Below are 14,563 nucleotides of genomic sequence, written 5' to 3'. Positions count from 1 at the left end.
GACACCCCCATGTCGGTGCAGCTTCAAGACCACGCCGAGTGGGTCGAGCAACTCGACCCAGCTTCGATGGATAGGCTCACACACACCTGGCCCGAGGCCACCAAGGTGTTTTCTGCCCGTGGGCTCGACAACTACGTCAAGGGCGCTGCGGCTTTGCGCGGTTTGGGCCGTGGCCATGCCTTGGTCAACGCTTGGATCGATGGCGCACCCCAAGTGGCCAAAGAAATTGGCGAGGATGTGGTCGGCGAATTGGCCACCACCGCTTTGGTGTTGGCCTCCAAAACCTCTGGGGCAGTGATCGAGTTGGTGCTGGCCACCGCACCGACCGCGGCCAAGCGATTGGCCGACGCGGCGCTGTTCATGCAGTACCTGCAGTTTCTCAACACCTTGGTGGCGCAAGCCCCGCGTGGTTTACGGCCCATGTTGGGGCAACTCGATGCGCTGTTGGGCCAGCTGACTTTGGGGGGCTTGCGCCGCTGGGCCACCTGGGGTGCACAAGCCCACCGCACGGAATACGAGGCTCAGATCGCTTATTTCGGTTTGCAGTCCAAAGAGTCTTTGGCCATGCTGCAACAAGAGCGCAAAGGTACTTTGTTGGTCGATGTGCAGCGGCGCATCAACATGTACCTGCGCGCCTTGTGGGGCCGCGACTTTTTCATGCGCCCCACCGCCGGTGACTTCGAAAACCGGGAAGGCTTGCGCCCCTTTATCGAGGACTATTTCATCCACTTGCCCGACGCCTTGGACGCCGTGCAGGGCAACGATGGGCTGGTGGACGCCACCCAGCTCTACCGTGCGGCTTGCGCCCACGCCGCGGCCCATGTGGTGTTCACACGCCAAGCAATCTCGGCCGAATCGCTCAACCCGTGGCAGATGGCCATGGTGGCCTTGGCCGAAGACGCGCGGGTGGAAGCCTTGGCGGTGGCTCGCTTTCCCGGCATGCGGCCTTTGTGGGCACAGTTGCACACCACCCCCGCCACACAGCAAGCCACAGCAGGCGATTGGTTGGCCCGCATGGCGCGGGCATGGATCGACCCCACGTATGAAGACAATCACCCTTGGATTGCCCAAGGCCGTGCCTTGATGGCCGAAGCCATGCCACGCCTGCTGGCACAGCCCCACGACAACAGCGAATCGTGGGCCATGGGTGTGCAGTTGGCGCACAGCTACCGCGAGCTCACGCAAGGCCCCGCCTTCGCTCCCCGAACCGATGGTCAAGCCGCCGTCTACCGCGACGACAACCACTATTTCTGGGCGTTTGATGGCTACGACTTTGAGCGTTCGTTCGCTGCGGGTTACGAGCCGCCTCAACAGGTGCGCAAGCAAGTCAACCTGATGGCGTTCGTCAACGAGCTGGAAGTGGAGGGCGCGGGCGACGACGCGCAAGAGGTCTGGGTGCTGGGCACCGAGTTGTTTCCTTATGAAGACCTGGGCGTGTCCTTCAATGACAGCGAAGGTCGCGAACCGGTTCTGCCGCCCGTGCATTACGGCGAGTGGGACCACATGATCCAGCTCGAGCGTCCCGCTTGGGCCACGGTGCAAGAGCGTCGACCCAAAGCGGGCGACCCAACGCTGATCGATGGCATCTTGAGCGAGCACCGCCGTTTGATCGGCCGCATGAAATTCATTTTGGATGCCATGCAGCCCCAAGGGGTGCAGCGCATCCGCAAGCTCGAAGACGGCGACGAGATCGACCTCAACGCTGCTTTGGCTTCGGTGATCGAGATGCGCATGGGCCGTCAGCCCGACCCGCGCATCATGATGCGCAGCGTGCGCAAAACCCGCGATATTTCGGTGCTGGTCTTGCTTGACCTGTCGCACTCCACCAACGACAAAGTGGCGGGGCAAGAGCACACGGTGTTGGACCTGACCCGCTCGGCCTGCGCTTTGCTGGCCGATGCCATCCAGAAGGTGGGCGACCCATTTGCGATCCATGGCTTTTGTTCGGACGGCCGCCACGATGTGAACTACTGGCGCTTCAAAGATTTTGATCAGCCCTACGATGAGCTGGCCAAGGCCCGCTTGGCAGGCATGCAAGGCCAGTTGTCCACCCGCATGGGTGCGGCCATTCGGCACGCCACGGCCGCGCTCAAAGCCCAGCGCAGCAGCAAAAAGCTGTTGCTGGTCATCACCGACGGCGAGCCCGCCGATGTGGATGTGCGCGACCCACAGTACCTGCGCCACGACACCAAAAAAGCCGTTGAGGCGGCCGCTCGCAATGGTGTGACCACCTACTGCATGAGCTTGGACCCCCGTGCTGATCAATACGTCAGCCGCATTTTTGGCGAACGCCATTACCTGGTAGTCGACAAGGTCGAGCGCCTGCCCGAAAAACTCCCCGTCCTGTATGCTGGACTGACCCGTTAACCAGGACACCCCCATGAGCATGATCCACAGCCGCCAGCAAACCTACGCCGGCATCGACCACGAAGAACACCACGGCATGAGCATGACCGGGCGCATCATCCGCGACGCTTGGGTGTTTGGTTTGTTGCCCGAAGGCGATGGCTTTGCCGGCAAACACGCGGGCGAGTTGCAAAACCTGTTTGAAGCGGTGCACACCGCTTGGGAACCTTACGGTCAGCTTCCCAGCCGCTTGCCGCCCGAGCTGGCCGCTAAGCACGCCCGTATCCACGACGAGGCCATGAAACGTGCCAAAGGCATGGGCTGGGACGCCGAGTTGGGCGACGACGACTGAGGTCGTGTGTCGACAGGGCCCTTTTGCGCGAAGCGCTCAGCGCCCTGTTTTGCTCGAACCCCATTGGTCCATCAGCCTTTGGTCTTGGGCGCTTTCGGCTTCGACGCTGTCTTGGGGCAGCTGGCGCAGACAGTCGGCCAGCGCTTGCGGCTCCAGTGGAGCGGTCGGGGTGGGCGCAGCCACCACTTGGGGCGATGTCCCGTCCCAAGCAAAAGGGTTGCGGAACACGGGCGGCTCGGGCAGGCAGTCGTCTCTGTAAATGGGCGGCCCGTCGTTGGCAAAAGGTGAAAACGAAATCGTCTTGTCAAAAATCAGCGGTTGGCCCGTGGGGGTGGGCGGCAGCGGTGGCATGTTTTGAATGGCTTGGCGGGCGAGTTGTTCGGCCTTGGCCGAGGTGGTCCACAGCGTTTGCAGCTGCGTCAAGCGGCCATCCGGGGCGATCTCGATGCGAAAACGCACCACACCCTGGTCGGGGCCCTCAACAGCGGTACCCATCATGCTGCGCACTTGCTGGCCCCAGCTGTAGCGGTAGCCCTTGCTGTTTTTGTTCGTGTAGTTCGCGGCAAAAGCCCATTCTTCGGCGGTGGGTGGCGGGGGCGCGGCCATGCTGGCGCGGGGGCGATCGGGTAAGGGCGCTGGGGTCGGAGCCGCCAAGGCTGTGTCGGGCGGGGGCGTCGTGATGGGTGTTGAGGGGAGTTTTGCGGGAGGCGCTGATGGCGGTTCAGGCAGCGGCTGGCGCGGCGGCGGGATCAGTTCCAAAAAGACGATTTTTTCAACGGCTTGCGGCGCTTGCGGTGGGCTGACGTGTTGGAACGGGTAGCCACTGACCAGCAGCCACACGACTGCGTGCAAAGCCAGCGTGAGCAACAGCGCGATGAAGTTTTTGTCTCTGGACATGTGCGCCGAGGCGTTTGTTGGAGTTCTTGCTGCTGTTCAGCGACAATATTCGTTTTGACTGATATTACCTGATGAAGTGGAGACACCCATGCGCTTTCGCATCCTCGCTCTGACTGTCGCTACTGCTGGCAGCTTGCTGTTGGCCCCAGCGGCCCACGCCGACAACAAAGCCATTGCCACCGACGAGATGGAGGCCTATCTGGAGTTTGTGGACTATGGCGGCGGTGTGATTTTTGCCGAGCAAATTCCCAAAGACGAGTGGTCCAAGATGGTGGTGATCGATGCGCGTGATCCGGCGCAATTTGCCAAGGGGCACATTCCTGGCGCCGTCAACTTGGACTGGCGTCAGGTGCTGGCCAAGCGCAACACCATCCCCAAAAACAAGCCTGTGCTCATTTATTGCAACACCGGGTCGCTGTCGGCCCAAGCCGGTTTTGCGCTGCGCGTGGCGGGCTGGGAGAACGTGCGCATCTTGCAAGGCGGCATGACAGAGTGGCAGGCCAAAGGCGGTTTTGACGCAGCGGCCAAAGCCGCAGGGCCAGCCAAGCATTGAGGCCTGTGGTTTTGGGGCCATGCATGGACAAGACCTTGAGGGCTTGCGATGGATCAATTTTGTCGATTTCACGACCGCAATTGTCACTATGCCATTCATTGCGATAACTCATGCCAAATACCTGTTGGGGTATGTACAGTTGACCCTGTCGATTGAGTAAATCTCTCGATTTCGAAAACCGATAGCTAACCCCAAAGGAAACCCGTCATGTCCATGCCCCTCATCAACGAAGCCGCTCCCGCCTTCAGCGCCAACACCACCCACGGCCCCCGAAGCCTCGCCGATTACAAAGGCAAGTGGCTCATCTTGTTCTCGCACCCTGCCGACTTCACGCCTGTGTGCACCACCGAATTCATCGGTTTTGCCAAGCGTGCCGAGTTGTTCAAGAGCATGAACTGCGAATTGCTCGGCTTGTCGATCGACAGCATCTACTCGCACTTGGCCTGGATGCAAAGCATTCAGAACAACTTTGGTGTGGAGATTCCCTTCCCCATCATCGACGACATCAAGATGGACGTGGCCCAAGCCTACGGCATGATCCACCCCGGCGCTGCCGACACCCAGGCCGTGCGTGCCACCTTCTTCATTGACCCCGAAGGCAAGCTGCGCGCCATGGTGTACTACCCCATGAGCAACGGCCGCTCGATCGAAGAGTTTGTGCGTTTGTTGCAAGCCATGCAGACCAGCGATGCCCACAAGATCGCCACCCCCGAGGGCTGGACGCCCGGTTGCGACGTGATCGTGCCACCGCCCAAAACACCCGAAGCCATTGCCAAGCGCAAAGGCGAGGGTTACGCCATGAAGGACTGGTATTTCTCGACCAAGTCCCTCTAAGTTGAAGGCTTGCCCCCCTGCCGCACAGCGGCAAGGGGTGCCAAGGACCTTTGTTGTTCCACTGCCAAGGAAGTCACCATGAGTTCAGCCCACATGCACATTGAATCGTTTTTTGATCCGGCCACGTTCACCTTCAGCCACATCCTGGCCGACCTGAGCACCCGGCAGTGCGCCCTGATCGACAGCGTGCTGGATTACGACCCCAAGTCGGGCCGCACCCACACCGCCAGCGCCGACAAATTGGTGGCGCGTGTGAAGGCGCTGGACCTGCGTGTGCAGTGGATTTTGGAGACGCATGTGCACGCTGACCATTTGTCGGCAGCGCCCTATTTGCAAAAGCAGCTGGGCGGCCAATTGGCCATTGGTTCGCACATCACCACGGTGCAAAACGTGTTTGGCAAGCTGTTCAACGCGGGCACCGAATTTGCCCGCGACGGCAGCCAATTCGACCGTTTGCTGAATGACGGCGAAACATTTCAGATTGGTGCTTTGCAGGCCCAGGCCCTGCACACCCCCGGCCACACCCCGGCGTGCATGACCTATGTGGTCACAGATACCAGCGTCGATCCTGCTCGGCAGGTGGCCTTTGTGGGCGACACCTTGTTCATGCCCGACTACGGCACGGCGCGCTGCGACTTCCCTGGGGGCAGTGCCAGCGTGTTGTTCCAGTCGATCCAAAAAGTGCTCAGCTTGCCGGACAACACCGAGCTGTTCATGTGCCATGACTACCCGCCCGAGACCCGCCAGCCCCAGTGCCTGACCACCGTGGCCGAGCAGAAAAAGGCCAATGTGCATGTGCACCAAGGCGTGAGCGAGGCCGAGTTCGTGGCCATGCGCGAAAAGCGCGATGCCACTTTGTCCATGCCCGTGTTGATCTTGCCTTCTGTGCAAATCAACATGCGCGCTGGCCACATGCCGCCACCCGAAGACAACGGCCAGCGTTACCTGAAGATCCCGGTGGACGCACTGTGAAGGCGGTCTTGCGTCCTTTGCGCGTGGCTTCCTGGGCCGAAGGGGCCACCTTGCTGCTCTTGATGCTGGTGGCCGTGCCGCTCAAACGTTTGGCCGACATGCCCGAGGCGGTGAGCCTCATGGGGCCGATCCACGGGGCGGCCTTTGTGGCCTATGTGCTGATGGTCTTGTTTTATGCCTGGAAAGGGCATTTGCGTGCGCATGCCGTGCCCTTACTGACAATCGCAGCCTTTGTGCCCTTTGGCGCCTTTTTTGTGGGCCCCTTGTTTCGTTCAAAGGCTTGAAACATGAGCGCCGTGTCCATACCCACCGCACTGCAGCGCTGGTTTCCCATTCTGGATTGGGGGCGACGTTACAACCGCTCGCTGCTCACCGCCGATGGCGTGGCCGCTGCCGTGGTGACGCTGATGCTGATCCCACAAAGCCTGGCCTATGCGCTGTTGGCGGGATTGCCTGCACAGGCGGGTTTGTACGCCAGCATGGCTCCCTTGGTTCTGTACGCCTTGATGGGCAGCAGCGGCACCTTGGCCGTGGGGCCTGCGGCGGTGACCTCGCTCATGACGGCGGCCAGTGTGGGCGCGGTGGCGGCGCAAGGCAGCGTGGCTTACACCGAGGCGGCTTTGATGCTGGCCTTGCTCAGCGGGGCCATCATGCTGGTGATGGGCGCGGCGCGGTTGGGCTTTTTGGCCAATTTTTTGAGTCACCCGGTCATCTCGGGCTTTGTCTCGGCGTCGGGTTTGCTGATCGCGGCCAGCCAGCTCAAGCATTTGTTGGGTGTGCCGCTGCATGGCGAGAACCTCTTGCAGCTGCTGCCGCAGCTGTGGCACAACTTGCCCAGTCTGCATGTGCCGACCAGTGCAATGGGACTGGGTGCTTTGGGTCTGTTGCTGCTGGTGCGCCGTCAGCTCAAGCCTGGGCTCAAGTGCTTGGGGGTGTCTGCGGGCGCGGCCGATTTGGCGGCCAAGGCGGCCCCGGTGGCGGTGCTGCTCATGAGCATTGCCTTGTCGGCCGCATGGCAGTTGGCCGAGCAGGGCGTGCGGGTGGTGGGCACGGTGCCACAAGGCTTGCCGCCGCTCACGCTGCCGGGCGTGTCATCAGGTGCTTGGGCGACAGGTGGGTGGGCCGCCCCATGGGCGCTGGCCCAGGCTTTGTGGGTGCCTGCTTTGTTGATTTCCTTGGTGGGCTTTGTGGAGTCGGTGTCGGTGGGCCAGTCCTTGGCGGCCAAGCGCCGCGAACGCATCGACCCCGATGCCGAGCTGCGTGCGCTGGGCCTGAGCAATTTGGGCGCGGGCCTCTCCGGCGGTTTTCCGGTCACGGGCGGGTTTTCGCGCTCGGTGGTCAATTTTGATGCGGGTGCACGCACGCCTGCCGCAGGCATTTACACCGCTGTGGGGCTGGCGCTGGCGGCTTTGTTCTTGACGCCTTGGCTCTTTCATTTGCCACAAGCCACCTTGGCCGCCACCATCATGGTGGCCGTGCTCACTTTGGTCGATGTCGGGGTGTTTGCCCGCACCTGGCATTACGCCAAGGCCGATTTCATTGCCTTGCTCCTGACCTTTGGCCTGACCTTGGCGGTGGGTGTAGAGGCCGGGTTGATCGCGGGCGTGAGCGCCTCGGTGCTGTTGCTGCTGTACCGCACCAGCCGCCCGCACATCGCAGTGGTGGGGCAGGTGCCGGGCACGGAGCATTACCGCAATGTGCTGCGTCACGCCGTGCTGAAGCAGCCGGGCATTTTGGGCCTGCGCATTGACGAAAGCCTGTACTTTGCCAACGCCCGTTTCCTCGAAGACACCATCGCGGCCCAGGTGGCCATGCGCTCAGGTGTGCGGCATGTGGTGCTGCAATGCTCGGCGGTCAACGACATTGACGCCAGCGCACTCGAAAGCCTCGAAACCATCAACGCCCGTTTGCAGGCCTCGGGTGTGCAGCTGCACCTGTCCGAGGTCAAGGGCCCGGTGCATGACCGTTTGCAGCGCAGCCATTTGTTGGCTGAGTTGAGCGGCCAGGTGTTCCTGACGCACCACCAGGCGGTGCAGGCTTTGACATCGGAAGTCTTCAGCGCTTGAGCGCCAGCCCATTGCGGCAGCGCTCAGCAACCGTCAAGTTGGCTCAAAATTGAGGGATCGGTGCTCGAATGGCGAGTGTAGTTAAGCAATTTATTAATTAACTTATCGCCAATATTGAATTGTCCTGAGCCTCAGACCTTTTTAAAGTGGAGCCCTTCTTCCTCACGAAGGGCTCCATCCCATGTTGCAAGCACTGATTTTTGACGTTGACGGCACCTTGGCCGACACCGAAATGGCCCACTTGGCGGCGTTCAACCACGCCTTTGCCGAGATGGGGCTGGACTGGCGTTGGGATGTCCCGCTGTACACCCGCTTGTTGGCGGTGTCGGGTGGCAAAGAGCGCATCAAGGCGTATTGGCAAACGCTGGAGACCCAGCCCAAGGACATCACGGGCGCGGGCATGCAGGAGACGATTGACCATCTGCACGAGATCAAGACTGCCGCTTACGAGCAAGCCGTGCAAGACGGCGCGGTACAGATGCGCCCGGGGGTGCTGGCGCTGCTGTCGGCCGCCAGTACGGCGGGGCTCAAGCTGGCCATCGCCACCACCACCTCGCCTGTCAACATCGCGGCCTTGCTGCGCCAAGCCATCGGGCCGGACTGGCGGCTGCATTTTTCGGTGATCGAGGACGCCTCGACCGCGCCGCGGAAAAAACCCGACCCGATGGTTTACCAGCAAACCCTGGCCCGCCTGGGTTTGGCACCCGGGGATTGCCTGGCGTTTGAAGATTCCGAGAACGGCCTGCGTGCCGCCATGGCCGCAGGTTTGCCCACGGTCATCACGCCCAACGATTTCACCACCGAACACGATTTCAAAGGCGCATTGCGCATCTGCCCCAGCCTGCAGGGCGTGGGCTTGGCGCAGTTGCGTGAATGGCACCACACCGCTTTCAAGGCCCCAGCATGAACCACGTCCGCATCGCCCCCTCCATCTTGTCCGCCGACTTTGCCCGTTTGGGCGAAGAGGTCCGCGCCATCGAAGCCGCAGGCGCGGACTGGGTGCACTTTGACGTGATGGACAACCATTACGTGCCCAACCTCACCATTGGCCCGCTGGTGTGCGAGGCGATCCGCCCGCATGTCCAGATCCCGATCGATGTGCATTTGATGGTCGAGCCCGTAGATGCGCTGGTGCCCTTGTTCGCCAAGGCCGGGGCCAACATCATCACCTTTCACCCCGAAGCCAGCCGCCATGTGGACCGCACTTTGCAAATGATCCGTGACCACGGCTGCAAAGCGGGCCTGGTGTTCAACCCAGCCACGCCGCTGGAGTGGATGGACCATGTGATGGACCGCCTGGACGTGGTCTTGCTCATGAGCGTGAACCCCGGTTTTGGTGGCCAGAAATTCATCCCCTCTACCTTGCCCAAGTTGCAAGCGGCCCGCCAGCGCATCAACACCCATGTGGCCCGCGGTGGTCAGTCCATCGTGCTGGAGGTGGACGGCGGCGTGAAGACCGACAACATCGCCCAGATCGTGGCGGCCGGTGCCGACACCTGTGTGGCAGGCAGCGCCGTGTTCGGTGCGCCCGATGCCGATGGGGGCTACCGGGGGGTGATGCAAGCCCTCAAGCAAGCCGCTGTGGCTTGAGCCAAATTAAGAACTGCCGAATTCCCGAATTTTTAAAACTTCAGAGAGTGTTTGCCCCATGTCCTTGAGCCCCCGCACCACGCCCACCCTGACGCAGTACCTGATCGAAGAGCGTCGTCGTTTTCCCGATGCCAGTGGTGACTTCAACGCCTTGATTCTGGATGTGGCCATGGCCTGCAAAGCCATCGCCAAATCGGTGGCCTATGGCGCTTTGGCCGACATGTACGGCAACCACGCGGCTGACGCGGGCGGCAGCATCAACGTGCAAGGCGAGACCCAGAAAAAGCTGGACGTGGTGAGCAACGAGTTGTTCATCCGCATGAACGAATGGGGTGGCCATTTGGCCGGCATGGCCTCTGAAGAGATGGATGGGCCGTATGACATTCCACCGCAACACCCTCGGGGCAAATACCTGCTGGTGTTTGATCCGCTGGATGGCTCCAGCAACATCGACGTGAACGTGTCGGTGGGCAGCATTTTCAGTGTGCTGCGTGCGCCTGACGCCACCGCAGAAGGCGGGCCCTTGACCGAGGCCGATTTCTTTCAGCCCGGAACAAAGCAAGTGGCCGCTGGCTACGCCCTGTATGGCCCCACCACCATGCTGGTGCTGAGCGTGGGCAATGGCGTGGCCGGTTTCACACTCGACCCGGTGATGGGTGAGTTCATGCTGACCCACCCCGAGTTGCGCGTGCCCGAAGACACCCAGGAATTCGCCATCAACGCCTCCAACAGCCGCTTTTGGGAAGCCCCGGTCAAGCGCTATGTGGACGAATGCCTGGCCGGCAAAACCGGCCCGCGTGGCAAGGACTTCAACATGCGCTGGATCGCCTCCATGGTGGCCGAAGCGCATCGCATTTTGATGCGTGGTGGCGTGTTCATGTACCCGCGAGACACCAAAGACCCGAGCAAACCCGGTCGCCTGCGCCTGCTGTACGAGGCCAACCCGGTCGGCTTCATCATGGAGCAAGCCGGGGGCCGTGCCAGCACGGGCCAGGTGCCCATGCTGAGCGTGCAGCCCACCAGCTTGCACCAGCGCATTGGCCTGGTGTTTGGCTCCAAAAACGAAGTCGAGCGCATCGAGCGTTACCACGCCGAACCGCCCAAGCAAGACAGCTTTGCCCCGCTGTTTGCCGAGCGCAGCCTGTTTCGCGACTGAGCGGCCGAGTCCGTTCGCCAAACGATTGACAAAATTACAAGGAGATTCCCATGTCTGAACGCCACCCCATCATCGCCATCACCGGTTCTTCGGGCGCAGGCACCTCGACGGTGACACGCACGTTTTCCAACATCTTTCGCCGCGAAGGCGTGAATGCGGCCATCATCGAAGGCGACAGCTTTCACCGCTTCGACCGCAAGGAAATGAAGGTGCGCCAGGCGCAAGCCGAGCAAGAAGGCAACAAGAACTTCAGCCACTTTGGTTCGGACAACAACCTGTTTGGTGACATCGAAAACCTGTTTCGCACCTATGGTGAGACGGGGCAGGGCCAGGCACGCAAATACCTGCACAACGCCGAAGAAGCCGCGCCTTACAGCCAGGAACCGGGCACCTTCACGCCTTGGGAAGCCTTGCCCCAGGACACCGACATGCTGTTTTACGAAGGTCTGCACGGCGCGGTGGTCACGCCCGAACACAACATCGCCCAATACCCCGACTTGCGCGTGGGCGTGGTGCCGGTCATCAACTTGGAGTGGATTCAGAAACTCTGGCGCGACAAGCACCAGAGGGGCTACAGCACCGAGGCGGTCACCGACACCATCTTGCGCCGCATGCCCGACTATGTGAACTACATCGTGCCGCAGTTTGCCCACACGCATGTCAACTTCCAGCGCGTGCCCATGGTGGACACCTCCAACCCCTTCATCTCGCGCGATATCCCATCTGCCGACGAGAGCATGGTGGTGATCCGATTTGCCAACCCCAAAGGCATCGACTTTCAGTACCTGTTGAACATGATCCACGACTCTTGGATGAGCCGTGCCAACACCATCGTGGTGCCCGGCGGCAAGATGGAAATCGCCATGCAACTCATATTCACGCCTTTTGTGTGGCGAATGATGGAGCGCCGCAAACGCGCGCTGGGCCAGGCTTGAAGCGGAGGAACAAGCCCATGAACACCTCTATCAACACATCCGCCCACCCCAGCCCCGAGATGGCCCGCCGCATGGCCAACGCCGTGCGCATGCTGGCTGTGGACGCGGTCGAAGCCGCCAAGTCTGGCCACCCGGGTGCCCCCATGGGCATGGCCGACATCGCCGAAGTGCTGTGGAACCGGCATTTGAAACACAACCCGCTCAACCCGCAGTGGGCCGACCGTGACCGTTTTGTGCTTTCCAACGGCCACGGCTCGATGCTGATTTATGCCTTGCTGCACCTGACAGGCTACGACCTGCCCATGGACGAGCTGAAAAAGTTCCGCCAACTGCACAGCAAAACCCCGGGCCACCCGGAAGTAGACATCACTCCTGGCGTGGAAACCACCACCGGCCCCTTGGGCCAGGGCATCACCAACGCCGTGGGCATGGCCTTGGCCGAAAAGATGTTGGCCGATGAATTCAACCGGGAGGAGGGTGGCCAGCGCCTGGACATCGTGGACCACATGACTTATGTGTTCCTGGGCGATGGCTGCCTGATGGAAGGCATCAGCCACGAGGCCTGTTCGCTGGCGGGCACCTTGCGCTTGTCCAAACTGGTGGCGCTGTACGACGACAACGGCATCTCGATCGACGGCCATGTGGAAGGCTGGTTCACCGACGACACGCCCAAGCGCTTTGAGGCCTATGGCTGGAACGTGATCGCCAAGGTGGACGGGCATGACCCGCAAGCAGTGAACGCCGCCATCGAAGCGGCCAAGGCGCAAGCCCACAGCCCCAATGGCAAACCCACACTGATCTGCTGCCAAACCGTGATCGGCATGGGCTCGCCCAACAAGGCGGGCACCCACGATGTGCACGGCGCAGCGCTGGGCGCTGCCGAAATTGCCGCCACCCGCGAAGCGCTGAACTGGCCCTATGCCCCCTTTGAAGTGCCTGCCGATGTGGCCAGTGCTTGGGATGCCCGCGAAAGTGGATCGAAGGCCGAAAGCCAATGGCGCGAGCGCTTTGCCGCCTACCAAAGCCGCTACCCGCAAGAGGCGGCTGAGTTTGAGCGTCGTATGAAAGGCGATTTGAGCGAGGCCTATGCCCAAGGCTTGGCAAAAGCCCTGGCCGCCATCGTGGCCAAACCCGATGCCGTGGCCACCCGCAAAGCCAGCCAGAACGCGCTCGATGTGCTGGCCCCCTTGTTGCCCGAGTTTTTTGGCGGCAGCGCCGACCTGACGGGCTCCAACCTGACCAATTTCAAAAGCTGCACCAAAGCAGGCCGCGACACCTGGGGCAACCACCTCTCGTATGGCGTGCGCGAATTTGGTATGGCCGCCATCATGAACGGCATGGCGCTGCATGGCGGCTACATCCCATATGGCGGCACGTTCCTGACGTTCTCAGACTATTCACGCAATGCCATCCGCATGGCAGCGCTCATGAAAAAGCGCGTGATCCATGTCTTCACGCACGACTCGATTGGCTTGGGCGAAGATGGCCCCACGCACCAAAGCGTGGAGCATGTACCCAGCTTGCGCATCATCCCGGGGCTGGATGTGTGGCGGCCCGCCGATGGCCTGGAAACCGCCGTGGCCTGGGCCTGTGCGGTGGAGCGCCACGACGGCCCGAGCGCCTTGGCGCTGTCGCGCCAGAACCTGCCGCAGTTGCTGACCGACGCCGCCGATGCGGCCAAGGTGCGCCAGGGCGGCTACATCCTGAGCGATATGCCGGGCGCCCAAGCCATCATCGTGGCCACAGGTTCCGAGACCTCTTTGGCCATGAAAGCGCAAGCCGATTTGGCCACGCAAGGCGTGGCCACACGGGTGGTGTCCATGCCCTGCACCAATGTGTTTGACCGGCAAAGCGAGGCCTACCAGGACATGGTCTTGCCGCTGGGTTTGCCCACCGTGGCGGTGGAAGCTGCGCACCCCGACTTCTGGCGCAAATACGTGGGCCGCACCGGCATGGTGATCGGCATCGCCAGCTTTGGCGAATCGGCCCCGGCACCTGCTTTGTACGCACACTTTGGCATCACCACCGAACGGGTGTGTGAAGCGGTGCGCACCCTGGTGCACCGCCACACCCACCGCCAGGCCCAAGCCCTGCCCGAGCACATCGTGCCTTCCGACAATTGAGCCGCGAGCCCCTTGCAAAGCGTGAAAAAAATGCCAACTCCACAAGCCTATTTCTTTGACCTCGACGGCACCTTGGTCGAAACCGCGCCCGAAATCGCCGACGCGGTGAACGACACCTTGCGCTATTTCGATTGGCCCGAGGTGTCGCAGCAGCAAGTCAACGACTGGATCGGACACGGCACCAAAGAGCTGCTGATCCAGGCGCTGGCCAGCGTCACGCAGACCCCAGTGGCCGCGGTGCGGCAAGGGGCCGACCTGAAGCAGGCGCTGCCGATCTTTGACCGCTACTACCAAGCCCGTTGCGGCACACGCAGCCACCTGTACCCACAGGTGCGCGAAGTGCTCGCGGCGCTGCGCGGGCGCGGCTGCAAGCTGGCGGTGGTGACCAACAAGGAAGGCCGCTACACCGACACCGTGCTGCGGGTGCACGGGCTGCATGAAGCTTTCGACGTGGTGGTCAGTGGCGATTCCTTTCCGGTCAAAAAACCCGACCCCACCAGCGTGGTGGACTGCTTGAAGCGTTGGGACCTGAAGGCCACACAAGCGTTGTTTGTGGGGGATTCTTCGATCGACGCGGCCACCGCACGCAATGCAGGGGTGCCGGTCTGGTTGCTGCCCTATGGCTACAACATGGGCGAGTCGGTGCACGCCTGTGCGCCCGACCGCGTGATCGAGGATTTTTCGGCACTGCTGTGATTTTGTAGGAGCCCACCCCGTGGGCGATGGGCGTGGCACACGC

General features: G+C 61.7%; 14 protein-coding genes. 13 read left to right on the top strand and 1 reads right to left on the bottom strand.

Features of this window, described 5'->3' with window-relative positions:
- Positions 1–9 precede the first annotated feature (9 nt).
- Both AMM41_RS03115 and AMM41_RS03110 read left to right on the top strand, forming a co-directional pair.
- Positions 10–2,367, top strand: a complete 2,358-nt coding sequence (locus AMM41_RS03115; protein WP_089952940.1) for a nitric oxide reductase activation protein NorD — start codon at positions 10–12, stop codon at positions 2,365–2,367.
- Positions 2,368–2,380: 13 nt separating this feature from the next.
- Complete coding sequence (locus AMM41_RS03110; RefSeq protein ID WP_228769070.1) at positions 2,381–2,698, top strand: hypothetical protein; 318 nt, start codon at positions 2,381–2,383, stop codon at positions 2,696–2,698.
- 36 nt (positions 2,699–2,734) lie between these two features.
- Here AMM41_RS03110 and AMM41_RS03105 read toward each other — a convergent pair whose 3' ends face one another.
- Positions 2,735–3,595, bottom strand: coding sequence for an energy transducer TonB family protein (locus AMM41_RS03105; RefSeq protein WP_089952938.1), 861 nt, complete (start codon positions 3,593–3,595; stop codon positions 2,735–2,737).
- A gap of 88 nt (positions 3,596–3,683) precedes the next feature.
- Here AMM41_RS03105 and AMM41_RS03100 point away from each other — a divergent pair, with 88 nt between their 5' ends.
- The 11 genes from AMM41_RS03100 (at position 3,684) to gph (ending at position 14,520) form a co-directional block, all read left to right on the top strand.
- Positions 3,684–4,148 (top strand): rhodanese-like domain-containing protein, encoded by a 465-nt coding sequence (locus AMM41_RS03100; RefSeq protein WP_089952936.1) that lies wholly within the window; start codon positions 3,684–3,686, stop codon positions 4,146–4,148.
- A 207-nt stretch (positions 4,149–4,355) separates the two neighbouring features.
- Complete coding sequence (locus AMM41_RS03095) at positions 4,356–4,982, top strand: peroxiredoxin (protein ID WP_089952934.1); 627 nt, start codon at positions 4,356–4,358, stop codon at positions 4,980–4,982.
- A 78-nt stretch (positions 4,983–5,060) separates the two neighbouring features.
- Positions 5,061–5,954: an MBL fold metallo-hydrolase gene (locus AMM41_RS03090; RefSeq protein ID WP_089952932.1), complete on the top strand. Its 894-nt coding sequence runs from the start codon at positions 5,061–5,063 to the stop codon at positions 5,952–5,954.
- Between the two features lie 8 nt (positions 5,955–5,962).
- Positions 5,963–6,238: a DUF3817 domain-containing protein gene (locus AMM41_RS03085; RefSeq protein WP_089953592.1), complete on the top strand. Its 276-nt coding sequence runs from the start codon at positions 5,963–5,965 to the stop codon at positions 6,236–6,238.
- A 3-nt stretch (positions 6,239–6,241) separates the two neighbouring features.
- Positions 6,242–8,020: a SulP family inorganic anion transporter gene (locus AMM41_RS03080; RefSeq protein WP_089952929.1), complete on the top strand. Its 1,779-nt coding sequence runs from the start codon at positions 6,242–6,244 to the stop codon at positions 8,018–8,020.
- A gap of 181 nt (positions 8,021–8,201) precedes the next feature.
- Positions 8,202–8,927: an HAD-IA family hydrolase gene (locus tag AMM41_RS03075; protein ID WP_089952926.1), complete on the top strand. Its 726-nt coding sequence runs from the start codon at positions 8,202–8,204 to the stop codon at positions 8,925–8,927.
- The gene (gene rpe, locus AMM41_RS03070; RefSeq protein ID WP_089952925.1) at positions 8,924–9,610 is read left to right on the top strand and encodes a ribulose-phosphate 3-epimerase; all 687 of its coding nucleotides are present in this window, start codon (positions 8,924–8,926) and stop codon (positions 9,608–9,610) included. Before AMM41_RS03075 ends, rpe begins: the two co-directional genes overlap by 4 nt.
- A 58-nt stretch (positions 9,611–9,668) precedes the next feature.
- The gene (locus AMM41_RS03065; RefSeq protein WP_089952923.1) at positions 9,669–10,766 is read left to right on the top strand and encodes a class 1 fructose-bisphosphatase; all 1,098 of its coding nucleotides are present in this window, start codon (positions 9,669–9,671) and stop codon (positions 10,764–10,766) included.
- Positions 10,767–10,816: 50 nt separating this feature from the next.
- Positions 10,817–11,701 (top strand): phosphoribulokinase, encoded by an 885-nt coding sequence (locus AMM41_RS03060; RefSeq protein WP_089952921.1) that lies wholly within the window; start codon positions 10,817–10,819, stop codon positions 11,699–11,701.
- Between the two features lie 17 nt (positions 11,702–11,718).
- Positions 11,719–13,824, top strand: coding sequence for a transketolase (gene tkt / locus AMM41_RS03055; protein ID WP_228769069.1), 2,106 nt, complete (start codon positions 11,719–11,721; stop codon positions 13,822–13,824).
- Between the two features lie 30 nt (positions 13,825–13,854).
- Positions 13,855–14,520 (top strand): phosphoglycolate phosphatase, encoded by a 666-nt coding sequence (gene gph / locus AMM41_RS03050; protein WP_089953586.1) that lies wholly within the window; start codon positions 13,855–13,857, stop codon positions 14,518–14,520.
- The last annotated feature ends 43 nt before the right edge of the window (positions 14,521–14,563 follow it).

The organism is Limnohabitans sp. 2KL-3, assembly GCF_001269405.1.
Classification (GTDB): Bacteria; Pseudomonadota; Gammaproteobacteria; order Burkholderiales; family Burkholderiaceae_C; genus Limnohabitans_A.
Note: the sequence above shows the minus strand (reverse complement) of the source record. Positions and strands in the feature narration are given on the sequence as shown.